This is a genomic window from Actinokineospora baliensis (genome assembly GCF_016907695.1).
Lineage (GTDB): Bacteria > Actinomycetota > Actinomycetes > Mycobacteriales > Pseudonocardiaceae > Actinokineospora > Actinokineospora baliensis.
Genome location: NZ_JAFBCK010000001.1, coordinates 6001848 through 6019832, shown reverse-complemented (window position 1 = coordinate 6019832; position 17985 = coordinate 6001848). Strand labels below are relative to the sequence as shown.

Here is a 17985-nt window from a genome sequence, read left to right as displayed (position 1 = left end):
GCCGGGGTCAGGACAGCGGCGACGCGAGGTCGTACACCGTCTGACCGCCAATCGTGACCTGGGCGAAGTTCTCCTGTACCCAAGTCGCGATCTCGCCGCCGCCCCGACCGCCGCCCATGCCGCCGCTCTCGCCGATGTAGTACCGGACCTGTCCGGACTCGACGTACGCCTGGAACTGCGCGAGCGTGGGCGCCGGGTCGCTCCCGGTGAACCCGCCGATCGCCATCACCGGCCGCCCGCTGGCCAACTGCAGCCGCGCCGCGCCCTGCGACCCCGTGCTCGCCGCCGCCCAACGCCCGGACGTGGCTTGCAGGGCGGCGACCAACTCATCGCTGACCGTGCCGCCACCGCCCATCCCGCCGCCCATGCCGCTGCTCTGCGAAGACGGGCCCGACAGCGGGATCGACCCGGTGTGCGCGGTCGCGGCGGTGGCCACCGTGTACATCGCCGTCGCACCCAGACTCGCGACCAGCGCCAGGACCGCCACCGGCACAGCGGCCTTGCGGAAGGCGTGCGCGCCGACCGCGATCGCCGCGGCCGCCAGCACGCCGGTGATCGCGACGACCCAGCGCAGCCAAGGCAACCACGAGCTGTCCCAGCCCAACAGCACGAACGACCAGCCCGCGGTGACGGCGACCATGGACGCGAGGACGATTCGCGCGGGCAGGTGGCCCTTGCCGCGCCACAACTCGCGCGCCGCGATCGCCGCGGTGCCGACGATGCCCGGTGCGAGGGCGATCGCGTAGTAGGGGTGGACGGTGCCCTGCATGTAGCTGAACACCAGCGCGGTCACCACCGTCCAGCCGCCCCACAGCAGCAACCCGGCCCTGGTCCGGTCGGTGCGCGGCGCCCGGCGGGTGAACCACAGCCCGGCGACCAGACCGATCAACGCGGCGGGCAGCAGCCACGACACCTCGGGGCCGAACGCGGCGCCGAACATCCGCAACAGTCCGGTCTCACCGCCGAAGCCGGTGTTGCCGCCGCCCCCGCCACCACCACCGCCGTTGCCGTCACCGCCGAAGATCCGACCGAGACCGTTGTAGCCCAGGGCCAGGTCCAGCACCGTGTTGTCGGTGGACCCGCCGATGTAGGGCCGCGAAGCCGCGGGCCAGAGGTCGGCGACCAGCACGTACCACCCGGCGGAGACCACCACGGCCACACTCGCGGCCAGCAGGTGCAACCAGCGGCGCAGCGGGCTCGTCGGCGCGGCGAGCAGGTAGACGAGCGCGAACGCGGGCAGGACCAGGAAAGCCTGCAGCATCTTGGTGAGAAAGCCGAAACCGATCGCGGATCCGGCCAGCACCAGCCACGTCACACCGGCCTTCTCCACCGCGCGCACGGTGCAGTACGCGCCCGCGACCAGCAGCAGGACCAGCAAAGCGTCCGGGTTGTTGAACTTGAACATCAGTGCCGCGACCGGGGTCAACGCGAGTCCCGCACCCGCCAGCAGTCCAGCGCCCGGTCCCGACCAGCGGCGCACCGCGCGGTAGAGCAACCACACCGACGCGATGCCCGCCAACGCTTGCGGCAACAGCATGCTGAACGACGAGAACCCGAAAAGCCTTCCGGAAAGCCCCATCAGCCACAGCGCCGCCGGGGGCTTGTCGACGGTGATCGCGTTGCCCGCGTCGAGCGAGCCGAAGAACAACGCCTTCCAGTCCTGCGTCCCCGCCTGCGCGGCGGCCGCGTAGAACTGGTTGCCCATACCGGAGGCGCTGAGGTCCCACAGGTACAGCACGGCGGTGGCGACGAGAAGTGCCAGGGAGGAGGGAAGTTCCCACCTGGGGCGCTGTCGCGTTGCTGTCGCGGTGGTCGGGTTCGTGGTCGGGGTGGCGATCGCGGTCGCGGTTGCGGTGCTCACAGGGTGCCTTCCAGGACGGGCTCGACGGGGCGGCGGAAGACCCAGCCGCGCAACAACAGGAACCGCAGCACGGTGGCCAGGAGGTTCGCCGCGACCAGCACGGTCACCTCCGTGAGCCTGCTCGGCGCGGTCAACCCGTGCAGCAGCGCCAACGCGCCGCTGGTCAGGCCGAGCCCGAGCGCGAACACGACCAGACCCTGGAACTGGTGCCGCGCAACACCACTGGACCCGCGCACGCCGAACGTCAGCCGCCGGTTGGCCGCCGTGTTGCCGACCGCGGTCAGCAGCAACGCCACCAGGTTCGCCGCCTGCGGACCGACCTGACCGCGCATCAGCAGGTACAGCACCAGGTAGGCCAGCGTGCTGACCACCCCGACGGCGGCGAAGCGCACCACCTGGCGCAACAGTCCACGCGGGACACCCGGCGGGTCGGTGCTGATCGCGCCGCGGCCGAGCTCGGCGCGCAGCCTGGCGACCGGCAGGCTCCCGGTGGCCAGGCCGCGGCCGAGGCGGGCGATGCCGCGCAGGTCGGCCAGCGCGGTGGCCACGATGTCGACGCGGCTGTCCGGGTCGTCGACCCAGTCGACCGGGACCTCGTGGATGCGCAGACCGGCCCGCTGCGACAGCACCAGCAGTTCCGTGTCGAAGAACCACCCGGTGTCGGCCACGTGCGGCAGCACGGCCCTGGCGACGTCCGCGCGGATGGCCTTGAACCCGCACTGGGCATCGGAGAAGCGCACCGCGAGGGTGCCGCGCAGCAGCAGGTTGTAGGCGCGGGAGATCAGCTCGCGCTTCGGGCCGCGCACCACCCGGGCGCCGCGGGCGAGCCGGGAACCGATCGCCACGTCCGAGTGCCCGGAGATGAGCGGGGCCACCAGCGGCGAGAGCGCGTTGAGGTCGGTGGACAGGTCCACGTCCATGTAGGCGAGCACCTCGGCGTCCGACCCCAGCCAGGTCGTGTGCAGCGCCCGGCCGCGGCCCTTCTGCTCCAGCCGCACCGCGCGCACCCCCGGCAGCGCGCCCGCGAGGGACTCGGCCACCGCCCACGTGCCGTCGGTGCTGGCGTTGTCGGCCACGGTGATCCGGAACCGGTACGGGAAGTGCGCGCGCAGATGCGCGTGCAGCCTGCGCACGCACGGCTCCAGGTCGCGCTCCTCGTTGTGCACCGGGACGACGACGTCGAGCACCGGGGCCGGTCCTGAGGTGCGCACCGGGGCGCGGCCTGCCTGCTGCGGAATGGCCGAGTCGACGTCGAGGTCGCGGGCCGCCATCTCAGTGGGGGTCATACCGTTGACGATCGGGCGCGGTGCTGGGTGGGCGGTGTGCCGACCCTGTGCCGTGGCTGTGCGAACAGCGGGAGTGGTCGGCATCTCAACGGCTCACGTCGTAGACGGTGACCCCGCCGACCGAGGTGGCGGTGTAGTTCTGCGCCACCCACTCGGCGATCCGGTGGGCGTCATCGCTGCCGGACTCACCGCGCATCAGCGTCGCGCCGATGAACCAGTGGATTTCACCGCCTGCGACCAGCCGCTGGAACTCGGCCAGGGTAGGAGCGGGATCCGTGCCGTTGAACCCGCCCACTGCGAGCACGGGCACCCCGGAGCCCAACTGGTACCCGGCCGCGTTGTTGGAGCCCACGACCGCCGCGGCCCAGGTGTAGTCCTGCGCGTCGGCGGCCAGCAGGCTTGCCAGCTCGGTGCTCGGGGTGGGCGCGCCGAGCAGGCCACCCATGCCGCCACCGCCACGCCCACCTGGTCCGCCTTGCGTCGACGGACCCACCGAAGGCAGTGCGCCGGAATGCGATTGCGCTGCCGTTGCCACGGAATACATCCCTGGCGCGATCAGGGTGACCACCAGTGCGAACACGGCGATGGCGCGCCCTGCGGCCCGCGGCAGCGCGGGGACGAACACCACGGCGACGGCAGCGGCGAGCCCACCGACGAGCACCAGCGGCCGCAGCCACGGCAGCCAGTCGTCGCTCTCCCGCGACAACAACAGCCACGCCTCCACCGTTGTCACCGCTATCCCCGATGCCAACAGCCCTATCGCCACGGGATCGGTCCGGTTCCGCCACGCGGTCACCGCTCCGATCCCGAACAGCGCACCTGCAGCAGGCGCGAGGGCGACGGCGTAGTACGGGTGGATGATCCCGTCCATCAGGCTGAACACCACACCCGTGACGACCAGCCACAGACCCCACACCAGCGCCGCGGCCCTCGTCCGGTCGGTCCGATTGGCGCGGCGGGTGAACCAGACGACCGCGACCAGCGCCAGCAGCGCGGCGGGCAGCAACCACGCCACCTCACTGCCCATCTCACTGCCGAACAGCCGCGACCAGCCCGACGAACCCCACCCGGCGCCGCCGCCGACACTGCCCACCTCGTCGCCGGTCAACCTGCCCAAACCGTTGTAGCCCAAGGTGAGTTCGAGGACGCTGTCGTTCTGCGAACCACCGATGTAGGGCCTGCTGCCGGACGGGATCAGTTCCACGACCGCCACCCACCAACCACCCGCCACCGCAACGGCGGCGACAGCGGCGAAAAGGTGGGCGATCCGCCGTTTCACCGAAGTCGGTGCGGCGATCAGGTAGGCCAAGCCGAACGCGGGCAGGACGAGGAACGCCTGCAACATCTTGGTGAGGAAACCGAAGCCGACCAACGCACCGGCGAACACCAGCCACCGAACGCTGGCCTTCTCGATCGCCCGCACGGTGGCGTAAGCGGCCGCGGTGAGCAGGAGCACGAGCAGGGCGTCCGGGTTGTTGAACCGGAACATCAACGCCGCCACGGGAGTCAGCGCCAACGCGGCCCCGGAGATCAGCCCCGCGTGGTGCCCCGACCACCGCTTCACCGCCGCGTACAGCAGCCACACGGAGCCGACACCGGCCAACGCCTGCGGGACGAGCACGCTCCACGAGCTGAGCCCGAACACCCGCACCGACAAGCCCATCACCCACACCGCGGCCGGGGTCTTGTCGACCGTGATCCCGCCCGCGCTGTCCGTGGCCGCGAAGAACCACGCCGACCAGCTCTGCCCACCCGCCTGCGCGGCCGCCGAGTAGTACGCGTTGGCCCAGCCGGAAGCACCCAGGTCCCACAGGTAGAGCACAGCAGTGCCCAAGAGCAATGCGGCGATGGAAATCCTTCGCGGCCACGGAGAACCCGTGGTGCCCGGGGCGGTGACGGCCACCGGTCGGTCAGCGACGAGAGTCATGCCCCCACGGTCGGGGAGCGCACTGGGGCCACCATGTGCGGCACCTGTGCGTCAGCTGTGCCGTGCCGGTGGGCGCCCGCGTCAGTTGCAGTGCCGGTCGCCGTCGTCCTTCACCGTGACGCAACGGGTGTTGGAGGTGCGGTGGAACACCACCGACACGTACCCGGGGGAGTCCCGCATGGTGCGCGGCCGCATCGTCGCCGACGGCAGGCCGAGGCAGTCGTTGTTGTCGAACAGCAGAGCCGTGCGGTTGGTGTCGTTGTCCAGGTGCCGCACGGTGAACCCGAGCGGATAGCACCAGTCGTCATCGGGGTCCACGATCCCCAGGCCGCCGTCGGGCTCGTAGTACAGGAAGATCCCGGTCGCCGCCGCCGCCTCGGGAACCACCGAGACCATCGCCATCCCGGCGACCACCACGGCCGCCGCCATCTGGTGAAAACCCTTCACCACCACTCCTTCCGCCAGAACAACTCCCCGGAAATGTTGACGGAGCGGCGGGGTGATCGGTGGAAAGGCACCCGATCGGGTTGATCACCCGTGTCCTTTCCTGCAAGCCCAAATTGTCGCTGCAGGAAAGGAACTCGAACACCTCAGGAACCCCGGCCCGGAGCCGATTGTCAACGCCATGGGTTCGCGGGTGATCACCGGCGATCGGCACGCCCACCCCGGGCGCCCGCACAACTCGGTCGGCCCACCGCGGTGTTGCGTTGTACGCGCAACGTTGTTCGCCGCAGGCTGTTCGAGCACCTCGGAAGCCGGTTGTCTGCCGGAGGGGTGATCACCCGTGGTCGACATCCCCGGTGGCGCGGGCAGCCGGGGATCTTCACGTGAACACCGTTCGGCTGGGTTTGCCTTCTCATCTGTCCCGTGGTGCGTCGTCCGAACGCCTCCGGTGTCGGGCCCTGCGGCAGTCGGTGATCAGCCCTGGTCGGCGTCCCCGGTGGCGCGGGCGGCGGGGATCTTCACGGTGAACACCGTTCGGCCCGGTTGGCTGTGCACGTCAACCGTTCCGTGGTGCGCGGCGACCACGGCCGACACGATGGCCAGGCCCAAGCCGGTGCTGCCCTGGGCGCGTGAGCGCGACTCGTCGCCGCGGGCGAACCGTTCGAAGACCTCGGGGAGCAGGTCGGCCGGGATGCCGGGGCCGTCGTCGGCGACCGACAGGACGGCTTCCGGGCCGTCGACCCGCAGGGACACCGTGATCGTGGTGCCTGCCGGGGTGTGGGTGCGGCCGTTGGCCAGCAGGTTCGCCAGGACCTGGTGCAGCCGCGCCTGGTCGCCGACCGCGAGCACCGGTTCCTCTGGCAGTTCCAGCCGCCAGTTGTGCTGGGGGCCCGCGACCTTGTTGTCGCCCACCGTGTCCAGCACCAGCCGGGACAGGTCGACCGTTTCATAGAGCAACGGACGGCCGGAGTCCAGGCGGGCCAACAACAGCAGGTCCTCGACCAGCGTCGTCATCCGCCGCGCCTCGGACTCCACCCGCGACACCGCGTGCGCCACGTCCGGCGGCACCTCGTCGCCGCGGCGGCGGGCCAGTTCGGCGTAGCCGCGGATCGCGGCCAGCGGGGTGCGCAGTTCGTGGCTGGCGTCGGCGACGAACTGGCGCACCCTGGTCTCGCTGGCGTGCCGGGCGCTCAGCGCGGCGCCGATGTGCCCGAGCATCCGGTTGAGCGCCGACCCGACCTGCCCGACCTCGGTGCGCGGATCGGTGTCCGCCGCCGGGACCCGCACCGACAGCGCCACCTCACCCCGGTCCAGCGGCAACTCCGCGACCCGGCGCGCGGTCGCCGCCATCCGGTCCAACGGCCGCAACGTCCGGCGCACGATCAGCACCCCGACCACGCCCGCGATGGTGAGCCCGATCAACGAGACCCCGCCGAGCACCAGCCCCGTCGTCCACAGCGTCTCCTCGACCGCCGCCAGCGGCAGCCCGATCACCGCCACCACACCGCTCTTGGTGTTCACCGCCACCAACCGGTACCGGCCCAGCTCGCCGAGGTCGCGGTCGCGCGGGGTCCCGTCCACGGGCAGGGCGACCAGGGTCGAGTCGAGGGAGGTCGAGACCGCCACCCGACCCGCGGTGGTCTGCCGCTCCGCGGAGAGCACCACGCCGTTGGCGAGGGCGGCGTTGATCGTCCCCGAGTCCTGGAACGGCCCCTTCCGGTTGTCGTCCGGTGCCCGGTCGCGCATGTTGGGCGGCGGACCGCCCCCGCCGAGGAAGTCGGCGGCGCGCTGGCTGGAGTCGGCCAGCCGGGTGTCGAGCTGGCCGACCAGGTACGCGCGCAGGCCGAACACCGTGACCACGCCCGCGATCACCAGCATCAAGCCCAGCAGCACCAACTGCTCGGCGATCAGCCTGGCGCGCAGGGACATCGTCCAGCGCGGCTTATCCCGCGGGCTTGAGGACATAACCCGCGCCCCGCATCGTGTGGATCATCGGCTCGCGCCCCGCGTCGATCTTCTTGCGCAGGTACGAGATGTAGAGCTCGACGATGTTGGCCTGGCCGCCGAAGTCGTAGTTCCACACCCGGTCGAGGATCTGCGTCTTGCTCAGCACCCGGCGCGGGTTGCGCATCAGGAACCGCAGCAGCTCGAACTCGGTCGCGGTCAGCAGCACCGCCTCGCCGCCGCGGAACACCTCGCGGGTGTCCTCGTCCAGGGTCAGGTCACCGACCACCAGCGCCGACCCGCCGCCCGCCTCGGTCACCCCGGTGCGGCGCATCAGCGCGCGCAGCCGCAGCACGACCTCCTCGACGCTGAACGGCTTGGTCACGTAGTCGTCGCCGCCCGCGGTGAGCCCGGCGATGCGGTCCTCCACCGAGTCCTTCGCGGTCAGGAACAGCACCGGCAGCGAGTCGACCTCCGCGCGCATCCGGCGCAGCACCTCGAGGCCGTCGAAGTCGGGCAGCATCACGTCGAGCACCACGGCGTCCGGCTTGAACTCCCTGGCCACCCGCACCGCGCTGGAGCCGTCCAGCGCGCTGCGCACGTCCCAGCCCTCGTAGCGCAGCGCCAGCGTCACCAGCTCCGCCAGCGTCGGCTCGTCGTCCACGACGAGCACCCGCACAGGCGCTCCGTCTGGCCTGCGCAGTTCCGGACGGGACGTGGTGTTCACGGTCATGCCCCCGATCGTGCGGGCTGGGGATGGGCTGAGGCTGTGCCCACCCTGTGTACCAGCTGTGTCCGTTTCCCTCTCGACGAGCCGCGGGTCATAGGTCACGCCCACCCGCCGCACAGCGCGCGCACAGGGTTGATCGCGATCGTTGGTGCTACCGCCGGTCAGCCGACCGCGGAGGGATCCAGGAGGACAGCATGACCGAGCAGCCGACCCCCGAGCCCACCTGGGGCGCCCCGGTGGCCGAGCGCGCGCAACCGCGTTGGTCGTGGAAGAAGACCGCCGCGGCGGGTGTGGTGGCCGTCGGCATCGCCACCGCGGGCGGGTTCGCGGTGTACGCCGCCAGCGGGGCCACCGCCGACAACGCCACCGGCGGCGGCCGGGGCGGTCCCGGCGGGGGCATGGGCGGTGGCGGCATGGGCGGCCGCGGCGGGGGAGCGAGCGCCCTGGGCAACGCGCTGCACGGCGAGTTCACCGTGTCCGAGAGCGACGGGAAGTACGGCACCCGGCTCCTGCAGGTCGGGGAAGTCACCGCCATCGACGACGCCTCCGTCACCGCCAAGAGCACCGACGGCTACACCAAGACCTACACGATCGACGCCAACACCGTCCGCCAGGCCATCGAGCAGGGCGACACGGTCACCATCATCGCGACCGAGTCCGGCGACACCGCCACGGCCACCGCGATCACCGAACGCGGCACCACCGGCGGCCCCGGCATGGGCCAGGGCGGCACCGACGGCCAGCAGGGCGTCCCGCCCCGCCGCGAGGACAGCACCGACGGCGGCGCGCCGGAAGGAGCCCCGCCGACCCAGTGATGCCCGGCCGCGGTGGACCCGGCTACTTGTCGACCGGGTCCACCACCTTGGCCGCCGCGGTGATGATGGTCCACAGTGGACTGCGGGTCCGCTCGTAGTACACCCGCCGGTTCGCCGGTTCCCGGTGCTCGGTCAGCATCCCCAGGTCCACCAACCTGGTCAGCTCGACCCCGCACGCGCTCTGCGCGATCACCGTCTTCGGCGGCTCCGACTGGAAGAACCGGGGCCCGGCGTGGGTGTGGATCCACAGCGCCAACCGCAACCTGCTCGGCCGCCCGAACAACAACCGCCCGACATCGCCAGCGTCCATGCCCGCGCACTCCTCGCTCGGTCCAGTAGCTCGGTCCAGCTCCGTCGTAGCCAGTATCCGCTATCAAGATACCGGCGGTGGGCGGGCGGTGTCGAGCGCTCTGTGTCGAGGCCGTCGCGGACCGTTGTCCCGGCACCCGGCACCCGGCACCCGGCACCCGGCACCCGGCACCCGGCACCCGGCACCCGGCACCGGTCTCGGCGCAGGCGCCAGCCCAGCGTGTGCCCGCCGCTCCGAGTCCCGGCGATTCCCGCTCCGCTCAGCACGCGGTTGTCCGCCCGCGCGCCCCGGGTCCCCGGTGAATCCGTTCCGCGAAAGGATCCCCGCCCCGCTGTCTGGAGTTGTCTGCCCGCGCCGCCGGCGGGTTCCCGCGCCGCCGGCGGGTTCCCGCGCCGCCGGAGCCTCCGTCCCGCGCGACCCCGAGTTGTCCACAGCCCCGCCGCCGCTCGCCCTCTCCTGTCGGCGTTGCCCGGTAAGCTGTATATCGGGGGCTGCTCAGTTCGGGACCCGGCTCACAGGACGTCCCGCGGCCGGAATTGCACGCTGATCCGCGGCCCCGTCGGCCGGGTTGTCTTGGGGATGGCGTGGTCCCAGGTCCGCTGGCACGAACCGCCCATCACCAGCAGGTCCCCGTGCGCCAGCGGAAACCGCCGGGAGGGTCCGCCGGCGCGGGGGCGCAGCAGCAGGGAGCGGGTCGCGCCGAGGGAGACGATGGCGACGTGGGTGTCCTCATAGGACCCCCGGCCGATGCGGTCGCCGTGCCACGCGACGCTGTCGCGGCCGTCGCGGTAGAGGCACAGGCCCGCGGTCACGAACCGGTTCTCGTAGTGGGCCGACAGCGCGTCGCGCGCCTCGTCCAACAGCGGGTCCGGCAGCGCCGCCCCCTCCTTGTAGAAGGCGAGCAGCCGCGGCACATCCACCACCGAGTCGTACATCTGGCGCTGCTCGGCCACCCACGGCACGTCATCGGTCAGCGTCGCGAACAGCCCGTCCGCGCCGTGCAACCACCCGGGCAGCACGTCCACCCACGCCCCGCCGCCGAGCGGGACGCGGTGCGCGGTGCTCAACGGGCCCACGCCGGGAGTGGGCTCCAGCAACGAGGTCTGGAACATGCCACCACCCTAGTCGAACGCGTGTTCACCTCCGCCGGATCGCCGCTGGTCTGGCACACTGGCTCGCGGCGACGTCGTGCGTTCACCAGGCACGCGGGTTTCGCACCGCCGCGATCGGGGTACCCCGAGTCGCCCAGCCGCGTCCGCCCCCACAAGATCGAGGTACGCCCATGGCCACACCCGTCACCGCACCGCACGCCACCCCGCTCGTCGACAGCCCGCCGCGTGGCCGCCTGTCCCGCCCGCTCGTCCAGCCCGCCGCCCCGACCAGACTCGGCACGCACCTGCGCGCCGCCGTCGAGCGGGTGCTCGCCGACCCGGCCGGGTCGAGCGCGGTGGCCGAACTGCGGGCCGGGCTCGCCTGGACCGCCGCGGCGGGGGAGACCTGCCTCATCACCCGTCCGGTGGACGACGTCCGGGCCGCCATCTCCGCCCCCGACCCGGCCGCCGCCCGGGTCGCGCTCGAGCACGCCCTCGCCGGTCTGCGGGACGCGCCGGTGCTCCCGGTACCCCGGCCCGCACCCGGTTCCTGGCGCCGTTCGATCTAACGCCTTTCACCCGGACGAGTGGACCCTGCCGCTCCGAGTTCAGCCCCCGGCGCTCCAGCGGGCAATCTCAGCTGACTGGCTCAACGAAGCGCCGGACCCCTGGGAGCACTCGATGACACGGCAACTGGACGCACTGCCCTTCCCCGGAACCCCATCACCCGGTCTCGACCTGCGCCGCGCGGTCGACACCGCCCTCGCCGCGATGATCACACCGCCGACGGCCGCGGCGGCCAGGTCGTTGGCCGACGACCTGCTCGGGGCGCTCGCGCGCACCGCGGCCACCGGCGACACCTGCCTGGTGCTCGCCGCGGCCGAGGCCGTCGGCCTGGCGCGGGGCCACCTGATGGCCAACCGCGAGATCGAAGCCCGCGCCGCCCTGGTGCGCGCCCGCGGCCTGCTCGACCGCCGGTGACCGGCGCGCGCGTATCCCCGGCGCGAACCGGGTACTGACCTCTCCGTGAACCCCCACCCCGATCGCGAGCACGGCCGCCCCGATGGTGTCGACGACGCCACCGTCGAGGCGGTCGGCAAGCTCAGCGAAGCTCTGGAGACAATGGAACGCGCCCGCGGGCACCTGTACTCGTTCCACCAGCTCACCGGGTCCGCCGACCTCCAGCTCGGCGAGGCGGCCGATCTGCTGGAGCGGGCGGGCCACACCGCCATCGCCGAACGCCTGCGCACCGACCTGGTCGGCCGCAACGTGCTGCACGGCCGCTGGACCTTCCAGGTCGTCGAGGAGTACGACGACGACTACGCCGCCCACTTCCGCGTCGCCGAGAAGGCCGTGCGCGACGAGCTGCTGCGGGGCAGGCGGCACGTGTACGAGGCGGAGATGAAGGAGGCCAGGCGCACCCGAGGCGCCGAGGGCCACGAGGCCCGTCCGTGAGCCCGGCCATCCGGGCGGCCGGGGGAGCTTGGCACGACCGGACGGGGTACGGAATCCTGGTGACCATGCGGACACACACGCGGCCACACGCGACGATGCACGCCCACCCCCACCCGCAGGTGCGCACGGGTGAATGCCCGGAGTGCCTCGGTTCCGGCCTGGCGCCCAACCGCAAGGACTTCTGCCCGCGCTGCGGGGGGATAGGCCAGGTCCCACGTGCCGCCTGACCCCCCCGACGGCGAGCGGGACTGCGCCCACCACTGCGACCAGGACGGCATGATCCGCTGGCACCAGCCCCGCCCCGACGGTCGGGGTGGGACGGAGCTGGCGGTCATGGAACTGCCCTGCCCCGCGGGCCACGCCGAGTCCTGGCGCTACCCGGCCGCCGAACGCGACCGCGTCATCAACCCCGGCGACACCCTCCGCCTCCCCGGCGCCACCGACGCGGTCAACGTCCTCCCCGAAGGCCTCGCCGAGCTCATCACCGACATCTACCGCCGTGCGGCCAAGAACGAGTGACTCCGCACCGGCGCGGGTAGGGGTACGGTCGCCGGTATGGCGCTGGCTGACCACGAGCGGATCCCGCTCACCTTCGGTCCTTCCCCGCTGCACCCGTTGACCCGGCTGACCGAGCACCTCGGCGGGGCGCGGATCTGGGCCAAGCGGGAGGACTGCAACAGTGGTCTCGCGTTCGGTGGCAACAAGATCCGCAAACTCGAGTACCTGGCCGCCGACGCCGTGGCGTCGGGGTGCGACACGCTGGTGTCGATCGGCGGGGTGCAGTCCAACCACACCCGGTCGGTCGCCGCGGTCGCCGCCTACCTCGGGCTGCGCTGCGAGCTGGTCCAGGAGTCCTGGGTGGACTGGCCGGACTCGGTGTACGACAAGGTCGGCAACGTGCAGCTCAGCAGGCTGCTCGGGGCGACGTCGCGGTTCGTGGGGGCCGGGTTCGGGATCGGGATCAAGGAGAGCTACCAGCAGGCGCTGACCGAGGTCGACCTGCGCGGCGGCAAGCCGTACGCGATCCCGGCGGGGGCGTCGGACCACCCGCTCGGCGGGCTCGGGTTCGCGCGCTGGGCGGCGGAACTGGTCGAGCAGGAGCTCGCCGCGGGGGTCCGCTTCGACACGATCGTCGTCGCGACGGGTACCGGGAGCACGCAGGCGGGGATGCTGGCCGGGTTCGCTGCGCTGGGGCAGCGGCGGCGGGTGATCGGCGTGGACATCACCGCGAAACCGGCCGAGACGCGGGCCGCGGTCGAGCGGATCGCCCGGCGCACCGCGGTGCTGCTGGACACCGAGTTCACCGACGAGGTCGTCCTCGACGAGCGCTACCACGCGGGCACCTACGGCATCCCGGACGAGGAGACGCTCTCGGCGATGCGGCTGGCCGCCCGCACCGAGGCGATGATCACCGACCCGGTGTACGAGGGCAAGTCGATGGCCGCGCTGATCGACCTCGTCGCCACCGGCGAGATCGGCCGCGCCGACACCGTGCTGTTCGCCCACCTCGGCGGCCAGCCCGCGATCAACGGCTACAGCGCCGTGGTCTGAGGCGCCGTCGCGTGGTTCACGTTTGGGACGCGCCTGGCGGGGACCGGACCGGCCCACGGCTACGATCTGGCGACTGACCTGACGCCCAGTGCCTGGAGCCGGTGTGTATGGATGCTGTGGTGGCGTCGCGGGACGTGGTCCGCGTCCTGCTCGTCGAAGACGACGCCGGTGACGCGCTGCTGGTCGAGGAGTTGCTCGCCGACGTCAACGCCCCCATCCGGCTGACCAGGGCGCACTCGCTGGCCGAGGCCCAGCCCCTGCTCGCGGGCCAGGACTGCGTGCTGCTCGACCTCGGCCTGCCCGACGCGTCCGGGCTGCAGGCGCTGCGCCGGTTCGAGGAGGCGGGCGGCGGGGTCGCCGTCGTCGTGCTCACCGGGTTGGCCGACGAGCAGCAGGGGGTCGCCGCGGTGGCCGCGGGCGCGCAGGACTACCTGGTCAAGGGCCAGGTCGACGGCGACCTGCTGAGCCGGGTCATCCGCTACGCCGTGGAACGCGTGCGCAGCGAGGAGATCCAGCGCCAACTGCGCGAGGAACGGCTCTACGCCAAGGAGAAGGCGCGCCTCGAACGCGGCCTGCTGCCCACCCCGGTGCTGTCGGACCCCCGGCTCGACCGCGACTTCACTTACCAGCCCGGCCGCCAGCGGATGCTGCTCGGCGGCGACTTCTACGACCTCGTCGAGACCGACGACGGCACCGTGCACGCGGTGATCGGCGACGTCTGCGGCCACGGCCCGGACGAGGCCGCGCTCGGGGTGTACCTGCGGGTCGCCTGGCGCGCCCTGGTGCTGGCCGGGCGCCCGGTCGACGAGGTCCTGGCGACCATGCAGCGGGTCTTGGTGCACGAGCGCCACCTGGACGGCCTGTTCGCCACCGTCTGCATGCTCTCGGTGGACCCGGACCGGCGTGGCGGCAGGCTGCGGCTGGCCGGTCACCCGCCGCCGGTGCTGGTCGCGGCCGACGGCGCGGTGAGCCTGCTGCGGGCGCCGGTCGGGGTGCCGCTCGGGGTGTTGGACAAGGCGACGTGGCCCTCGGCGGCGGTCGAGCTCGGCGAGCGGTGGTCGGTCCTGATGTACACCGACGGCCTGGTGGAGGGGCGGACCGGAGCAGAGGACACCGCGGAGCGGCTGGGGGTCGCCAGACTCGCCGGGCTGGTCGGCGCGCTGGCCAGCCGCGGCCCTGGGTGGCGCCTGGGCGTGCTCGACGAGCTGATCCGCGAGGTGTGCGTGCTCAACGAGGGAGATCTGGTCGACGACGTGGCCGCCATGCTGCTGACCAGGATCGCCCGGTGACGCCGGTGACCTCGGGCGCCGAAGGCACCGGGACCGTGGAGATCGGCCCGCGCTTGCCGCGCGAGCGGCGAGGTGGCGGGCGCTGGCCGCTGCGGCGCTGGCTGAGCCTGGCGATCGGCGTGCTGGTGCTGGTGTTCGTCGGCGCGGTGATCGCGGGCGGGCTGGCCATCGTGAACCTGACCGACGCGCGCACCACCATCGTCGACCGGGTCGACCCCGCCGTGCAGGAGGCGCTGCGGCTCGACACCGCGCTCGTCGACCAGGAGACCGGCCTGCGCGGGTACGCGCTGACCGCCAAACCCGAGTTCCTGCAGCCCTACGACACCGGGATCGAGCGGCAGCGCCGCGCGATCAGCAGGCTGCGCGAGATCATCGTCATCCGCACCGACCTGTTGGACCGCATCCGCGGCATCGAGGTCGACGTCGAGCGCTGGCGCGCCGACTACGCCCAGCCGACCATCGAGCGCATCAAGGCGTCCGGGGTCGGCGGCGACGTGCAGACCGAGGAGGGCAAGCAGCGCTTCGACTCGGTGCGCGCCGCGGTGACCGGGTTGCAGCGCGAGCTCGACCTGGCGCGCGAGCGCGGCCGGGTGGCGCTCGCGGACGCGGCGAACCTGCTGGTCACCGTGTGCGTCGCGATCGCCCTCGTGCTGTTGCTGGTGTTCCTGCTGGTCACCATCGCGCTGCGGGCGGCCGTCGCCGGTCCGCTCGCCCAGCTCGCCGGTGGCGTGCGCCGGGTCGCCGACGGGGACTTCCAGCACGAACTGCGGGTCAACGGCCCCCGCGAGGTCACCGAACTCGCGGGCGACGTCGACTCGATGCGGGTGCGGATCCTCGACGAGGTCGCGGTGCAGCGGCAGGTCAACGCCGAGCTCGACTCGCGCACCGAGGACCTCAAGCGGTCCAACGCCGAGCTCGAGCAGTTCGCCTACGTCGCCTCGCACGACCTGCAGGAGCCGCTGCGCAAGGTCGCCAGCTTCTGCCAGCTGCTCGAACGCCGGTACAAGGGGCAGCTCGACGAGCGCGCCGACCAGTACATCGGGTTCGCCGTCGACGGCGCGAAGCGGATGCAGGTGCTGATCAACGACCTGCTCGCGTTCAGCAGGGTCGGTCGGCACGCCCGCGACCGGGTCCCGCTCGACTGCGGCGAGCTCGTCGACCAGGCCACCGCCAACCTCGGCGAGGCGATCATCGACGCGGACGCGGTCGTCGAGGTCGGCGAGCTGCCGACCGTCCTGGGCGAGGCGCCGCTGCTGACCGCGGTGTTCCAGAACCTGATCGGCAACGCCATCAAGTTCCGCGGCGAGGACGCCCCCGTGGTCCACCTCGACGCCGAGCGCGACGGCGAGCAGTGGCTGTTCTCGGTGCGCGACAACGGGATCGGCATCGAGCCGGAGTTCGCCGAACGGGTCTTCGTGATCTTCCAGCGGCTGCACGGCAAGGACGCCTACCCCGGGACCGGCATCGGCCTCGCGCTGTGCCGCAAGATCATCGAATACCACGGCGGCCGGATCTGGATCGAGCCGTCCACCGGGCCGGGCACCCGGTTCCGGTTCACCCTCCCGGTCGCCGACACCGCCACCGGCGCGGTCGGTACCCTCGACGAAACCCCCTCGGAGAAGGCGCACCCATGAACGACTCCACCGACATCAAGGTCATCGACGTCCTGCTGGTCGAGGACGACGACGGCGACGTGCTGATGACCCGGGAGGCGTTCGAGCACTACAAGATCCGCAACCAGCTGCACGTGGTCCGCGACGGCGAACAGGCCGTCAGCTTCCTGCGCCGCGAGGGCCAGTACACCGACGCCCCCCGCCCCGACCTGATCCTGCTCGACCTCAACCTCCCCCGCTTCGACGGCAGGCAGGTCCTCGCCGAGATCAAGGCCGACGCCGAACTCCGCATGATCCCGGTCGTCGTGCTGACCACCTCGGAGGCGGAGGAGGACATCCTGCGCAGCTACCAACTCCACGCCAACGCCTACGTCACCAAACCGGTCGACTTCGACCGCTTCATCGAGATCATCCGCAAAATCGACGAGTTCTTCGTGACCGTGGTGAAGCTGCCCCGCTAGCGATGCCCTGCGAAGGTCAGGTTGGCAGGGTTCTCGCTGGTCACCGGAAAGCGTTGATCAACGAGTTGTCGGACGCGTGCAGCACGTCCGTTCTGTTCCGTCCCTGTTCCGTTTGAGCATCCAACGGTGCCGCGGGGTCGAACGTGGAGTCCAACGCCGACCGGTGAACGCTCGGGCGTGGCGGCCTGCTGGCCCAGCCGAATCGACGCCCCACGGCCACACCGATCGGCCGAGTCCTCCCGCGCGGCCTGCCCGCCTGCTTGGTGACCAATGTGGTGAACTTTCCCGCGCTGGCCTCGTTCTCTCTGGTCGCCCTTGTCCACAACCCCGCTGGCCATCCACAGCTTCTCGCCTCCCCCTTTCGCGGGTGCCAGTCCGGATACACTGGCACCGGGGACGTCCCCCCAGAGGTGCGGTGGGGGTTGAGATGCGCTGGGTAGATCTCGATGTGGTGGTGTCGCGCCGTTCAGGCCGGCCGCCTGCTCGCTAGGGCGCCCCGATCACTTCTTGAACAGGGCGGAGAGGACGTCCCTGGGGAGACGGTCGACGGGGAATCGCGTTGCGCACCCGTCGATCGGGTCGAGGCCGCTTGACTGGCTGGGGCTCCGGGCCGCAGTGAGATCACTCGCGACAGCATTCTCTGGCCAGCTTGGCACGGCCGCCCACCAGGGTGAACTTGTCCCTGCCGGGCCCATTCTCCTGGTCGCGGTTGTCCACAACCCTGCTGGTCATCCACAGGTTCTCTCCTGACCCCTTCGCCGGTGCCAGCCCGGATAGACTGGCACCGGGGACGCCCCCCAGAGGTGTGGTGGGGGAGGGAGTGCGCGGGGAGGGTCTCCGAAGCGGGGGCGGGGGTCAGTGCGGGGGGCGCGGGGCCGGGGTGACGCTGGTGGTGGGGCTGCTGGTGAACAGGTGGCGGGTGCCCAGTTTGCGGGGGCCCCGGCGGCGCTTGGGCACGGTGGCCGGGGGGATGCGGGGGCGCAGGCTCGCGGCGAACGCGGCGATGGCGACCCCGCCCAGCAGCATGGCGATGACCGACCAGGTGGTCGAGGCGGAGTGGATGGCGAGGGCGGCGCAGGCGGTGGCGCCCGCGGCGGCGAGGAAGGCTTCCAGGAAGTACTTGCGCACGGTGACCACGGGCCTCTCGGTAGTCCTTGCCCGTGAAGTACCCGTTCCACCGCGGTTCACCCGTGCGGATTTGGGTCCAC

The 17985-nt window shown here is 72.0% G+C and carries 18 protein-coding genes; 9 read left to right on the top strand and 9 right to left on the bottom strand.

Going from position 1 to position 17985, the window contains the following annotated elements; genetic code table 11:
- Window positions 1-7: 7 nt before the first annotated feature.
- The 6 genes from JOD54_RS26790 to JOD54_RS26765 form a co-directional block, all read right to left on the bottom strand.
- Window positions 8-1861, bottom strand: a complete 1854-nt coding sequence (locus tag JOD54_RS26790; protein WP_372440344.1) for an ArnT family glycosyltransferase — start codon at window positions 1859-1861, stop codon at window positions 8-10.
- Window positions 1858-3132 (bottom strand): bifunctional glycosyltransferase family 2/GtrA family protein, encoded by a 1275-nt coding sequence (locus JOD54_RS26785; RefSeq protein WP_204456643.1) that lies wholly within the window; start codon window positions 3130-3132, stop codon window positions 1858-1860. Before JOD54_RS26785 ends, JOD54_RS26790 begins: the two co-directional genes overlap by 4 nt.
- Window positions 3133-3232: 100 nt before the next feature.
- Complete coding sequence (locus tag JOD54_RS26780; protein WP_204454426.1) at window positions 3233-5074, bottom strand: ArnT family glycosyltransferase; 1842 nt, start codon at window positions 5072-5074, stop codon at window positions 3233-3235.
- Window positions 5075-5155: 81 nt separating this feature from the next.
- Window positions 5156-5521: a hypothetical protein gene (locus JOD54_RS26775; protein ID WP_204454423.1), complete on the bottom strand. Its 366-nt coding sequence runs from the start codon at window positions 5519-5521 to the stop codon at window positions 5156-5158.
- 471 nt (window positions 5522-5992) lie between these two features.
- A complete protein-coding gene (locus JOD54_RS26770) occupies window positions 5993-7483 on the bottom strand; it encodes a sensor histidine kinase (RefSeq protein WP_204454421.1) in 1491 nt (496 codons plus the stop codon).
- Complete coding sequence (locus JOD54_RS26765; protein ID WP_275592688.1) at window positions 7461-8195, bottom strand: response regulator transcription factor; 735 nt, start codon at window positions 8193-8195, stop codon at window positions 7461-7463. Before JOD54_RS26765 ends, JOD54_RS26770 begins: the two co-directional genes overlap by 23 nt.
- A 191-nt stretch (window positions 8196-8386) precedes the next feature.
- Between JOD54_RS26765 and JOD54_RS26760 the strand changes: the two genes are divergently transcribed.
- Window positions 8387-9007 carry a hypothetical protein gene (locus JOD54_RS26760; protein ID WP_204454419.1) on the top strand — a complete coding sequence of 207 codons (621 nt, stop codon included), beginning with the start codon at window positions 8387-8389 and terminating at the stop codon, window positions 9005-9007.
- A 22-nt stretch (window positions 9008-9029) separates the two neighbouring features.
- On the opposite strand, the gene JOD54_RS26755 is transcribed toward JOD54_RS26760, so the two are convergent.
- A complete protein-coding gene (locus JOD54_RS26755; protein ID WP_204454415.1) occupies window positions 9030-9317 on the bottom strand; it encodes a hypothetical protein in 288 nt (95 codons plus the stop codon).
- A 512-nt stretch (window positions 9318-9829) separates the two neighbouring features.
- Window positions 9830-10429: an alpha-ketoglutarate-dependent dioxygenase AlkB gene (locus JOD54_RS26750; protein ID WP_204454409.1), complete on the bottom strand. Its 600-nt coding sequence runs from the start codon at window positions 10427-10429 to the stop codon at window positions 9830-9832.
- Window positions 10430-10599: 170 nt separating this feature from the next.
- On the opposite strand from JOD54_RS26750, the gene JOD54_RS26745 reads away from it, so the two are divergent.
- The 8 genes from JOD54_RS26745 to JOD54_RS26710 all read left to right on the top strand — a co-directional run bounded on the left by JOD54_RS26745 (window position 10600) and on the right by JOD54_RS26710 (window position 16777).
- On the top strand, window positions 10600-10977 hold the full coding sequence (locus tag JOD54_RS26745; protein ID WP_204454408.1) for a hypothetical protein: 378 nt from the start codon (window positions 10600-10602) through the stop codon (window positions 10975-10977).
- Window positions 10978-11089: 112 nt separating this feature from the next.
- On the top strand, window positions 11090-11389 hold the full coding sequence (locus JOD54_RS26740) for a hypothetical protein (protein WP_204454407.1): 300 nt from the start codon (window positions 11090-11092) through the stop codon (window positions 11387-11389).
- 45 nt (window positions 11390-11434) lie between these two features.
- Complete coding sequence (locus tag JOD54_RS26735; protein WP_204454406.1) at window positions 11435-11863, top strand: hypothetical protein; 429 nt, start codon at window positions 11435-11437, stop codon at window positions 11861-11863.
- A gap of 216 nt (window positions 11864-12079) precedes the next feature.
- A complete protein-coding gene (locus JOD54_RS26730) occupies window positions 12080-12382 on the top strand; it encodes a hypothetical protein (protein ID WP_204454405.1) in 303 nt (100 codons plus the stop codon).
- A gap of 36 nt (window positions 12383-12418) precedes the next feature.
- Window positions 12419-13414: a 1-aminocyclopropane-1-carboxylate deaminase gene (locus JOD54_RS26725; protein ID WP_204454403.1), complete on the top strand. Its 996-nt coding sequence runs from the start codon at window positions 12419-12421 to the stop codon at window positions 13412-13414.
- A 119-nt stretch (window positions 13415-13533) separates the two neighbouring features.
- Window positions 13534-14703 carry a PP2C family protein-serine/threonine phosphatase gene (locus JOD54_RS26720; protein WP_307860298.1) on the top strand — a complete coding sequence of 390 codons (1170 nt, stop codon included), beginning with the start codon at window positions 13534-13536 and terminating at the stop codon, window positions 14701-14703.
- Entirely contained in the window at window positions 14700-16337 is a 1638-nt protein-coding gene (locus JOD54_RS26715) for a sensor histidine kinase (RefSeq protein ID WP_307860297.1), read from the top strand. Before JOD54_RS26720 ends, JOD54_RS26715 begins: the two co-directional genes overlap by 4 nt.
- Window positions 16334-16777 (top strand): response regulator, encoded by a 444-nt coding sequence (locus JOD54_RS26710; RefSeq protein WP_204454398.1) that lies wholly within the window; start codon window positions 16334-16336, stop codon window positions 16775-16777. The genes JOD54_RS26715 and JOD54_RS26710 overlap by 4 nt, the downstream gene beginning before the upstream one ends.
- Window positions 16778-17632: 855 nt before the next feature.
- Here the strand turns inward: JOD54_RS26710 and JOD54_RS26705 are convergent.
- A complete protein-coding gene (locus JOD54_RS26705) occupies window positions 17633-17914 on the bottom strand; it encodes a hypothetical protein (protein ID WP_204454396.1) in 282 nt (93 codons plus the stop codon).
- Window positions 17915-17985 lie beyond the last annotated feature (71 nt).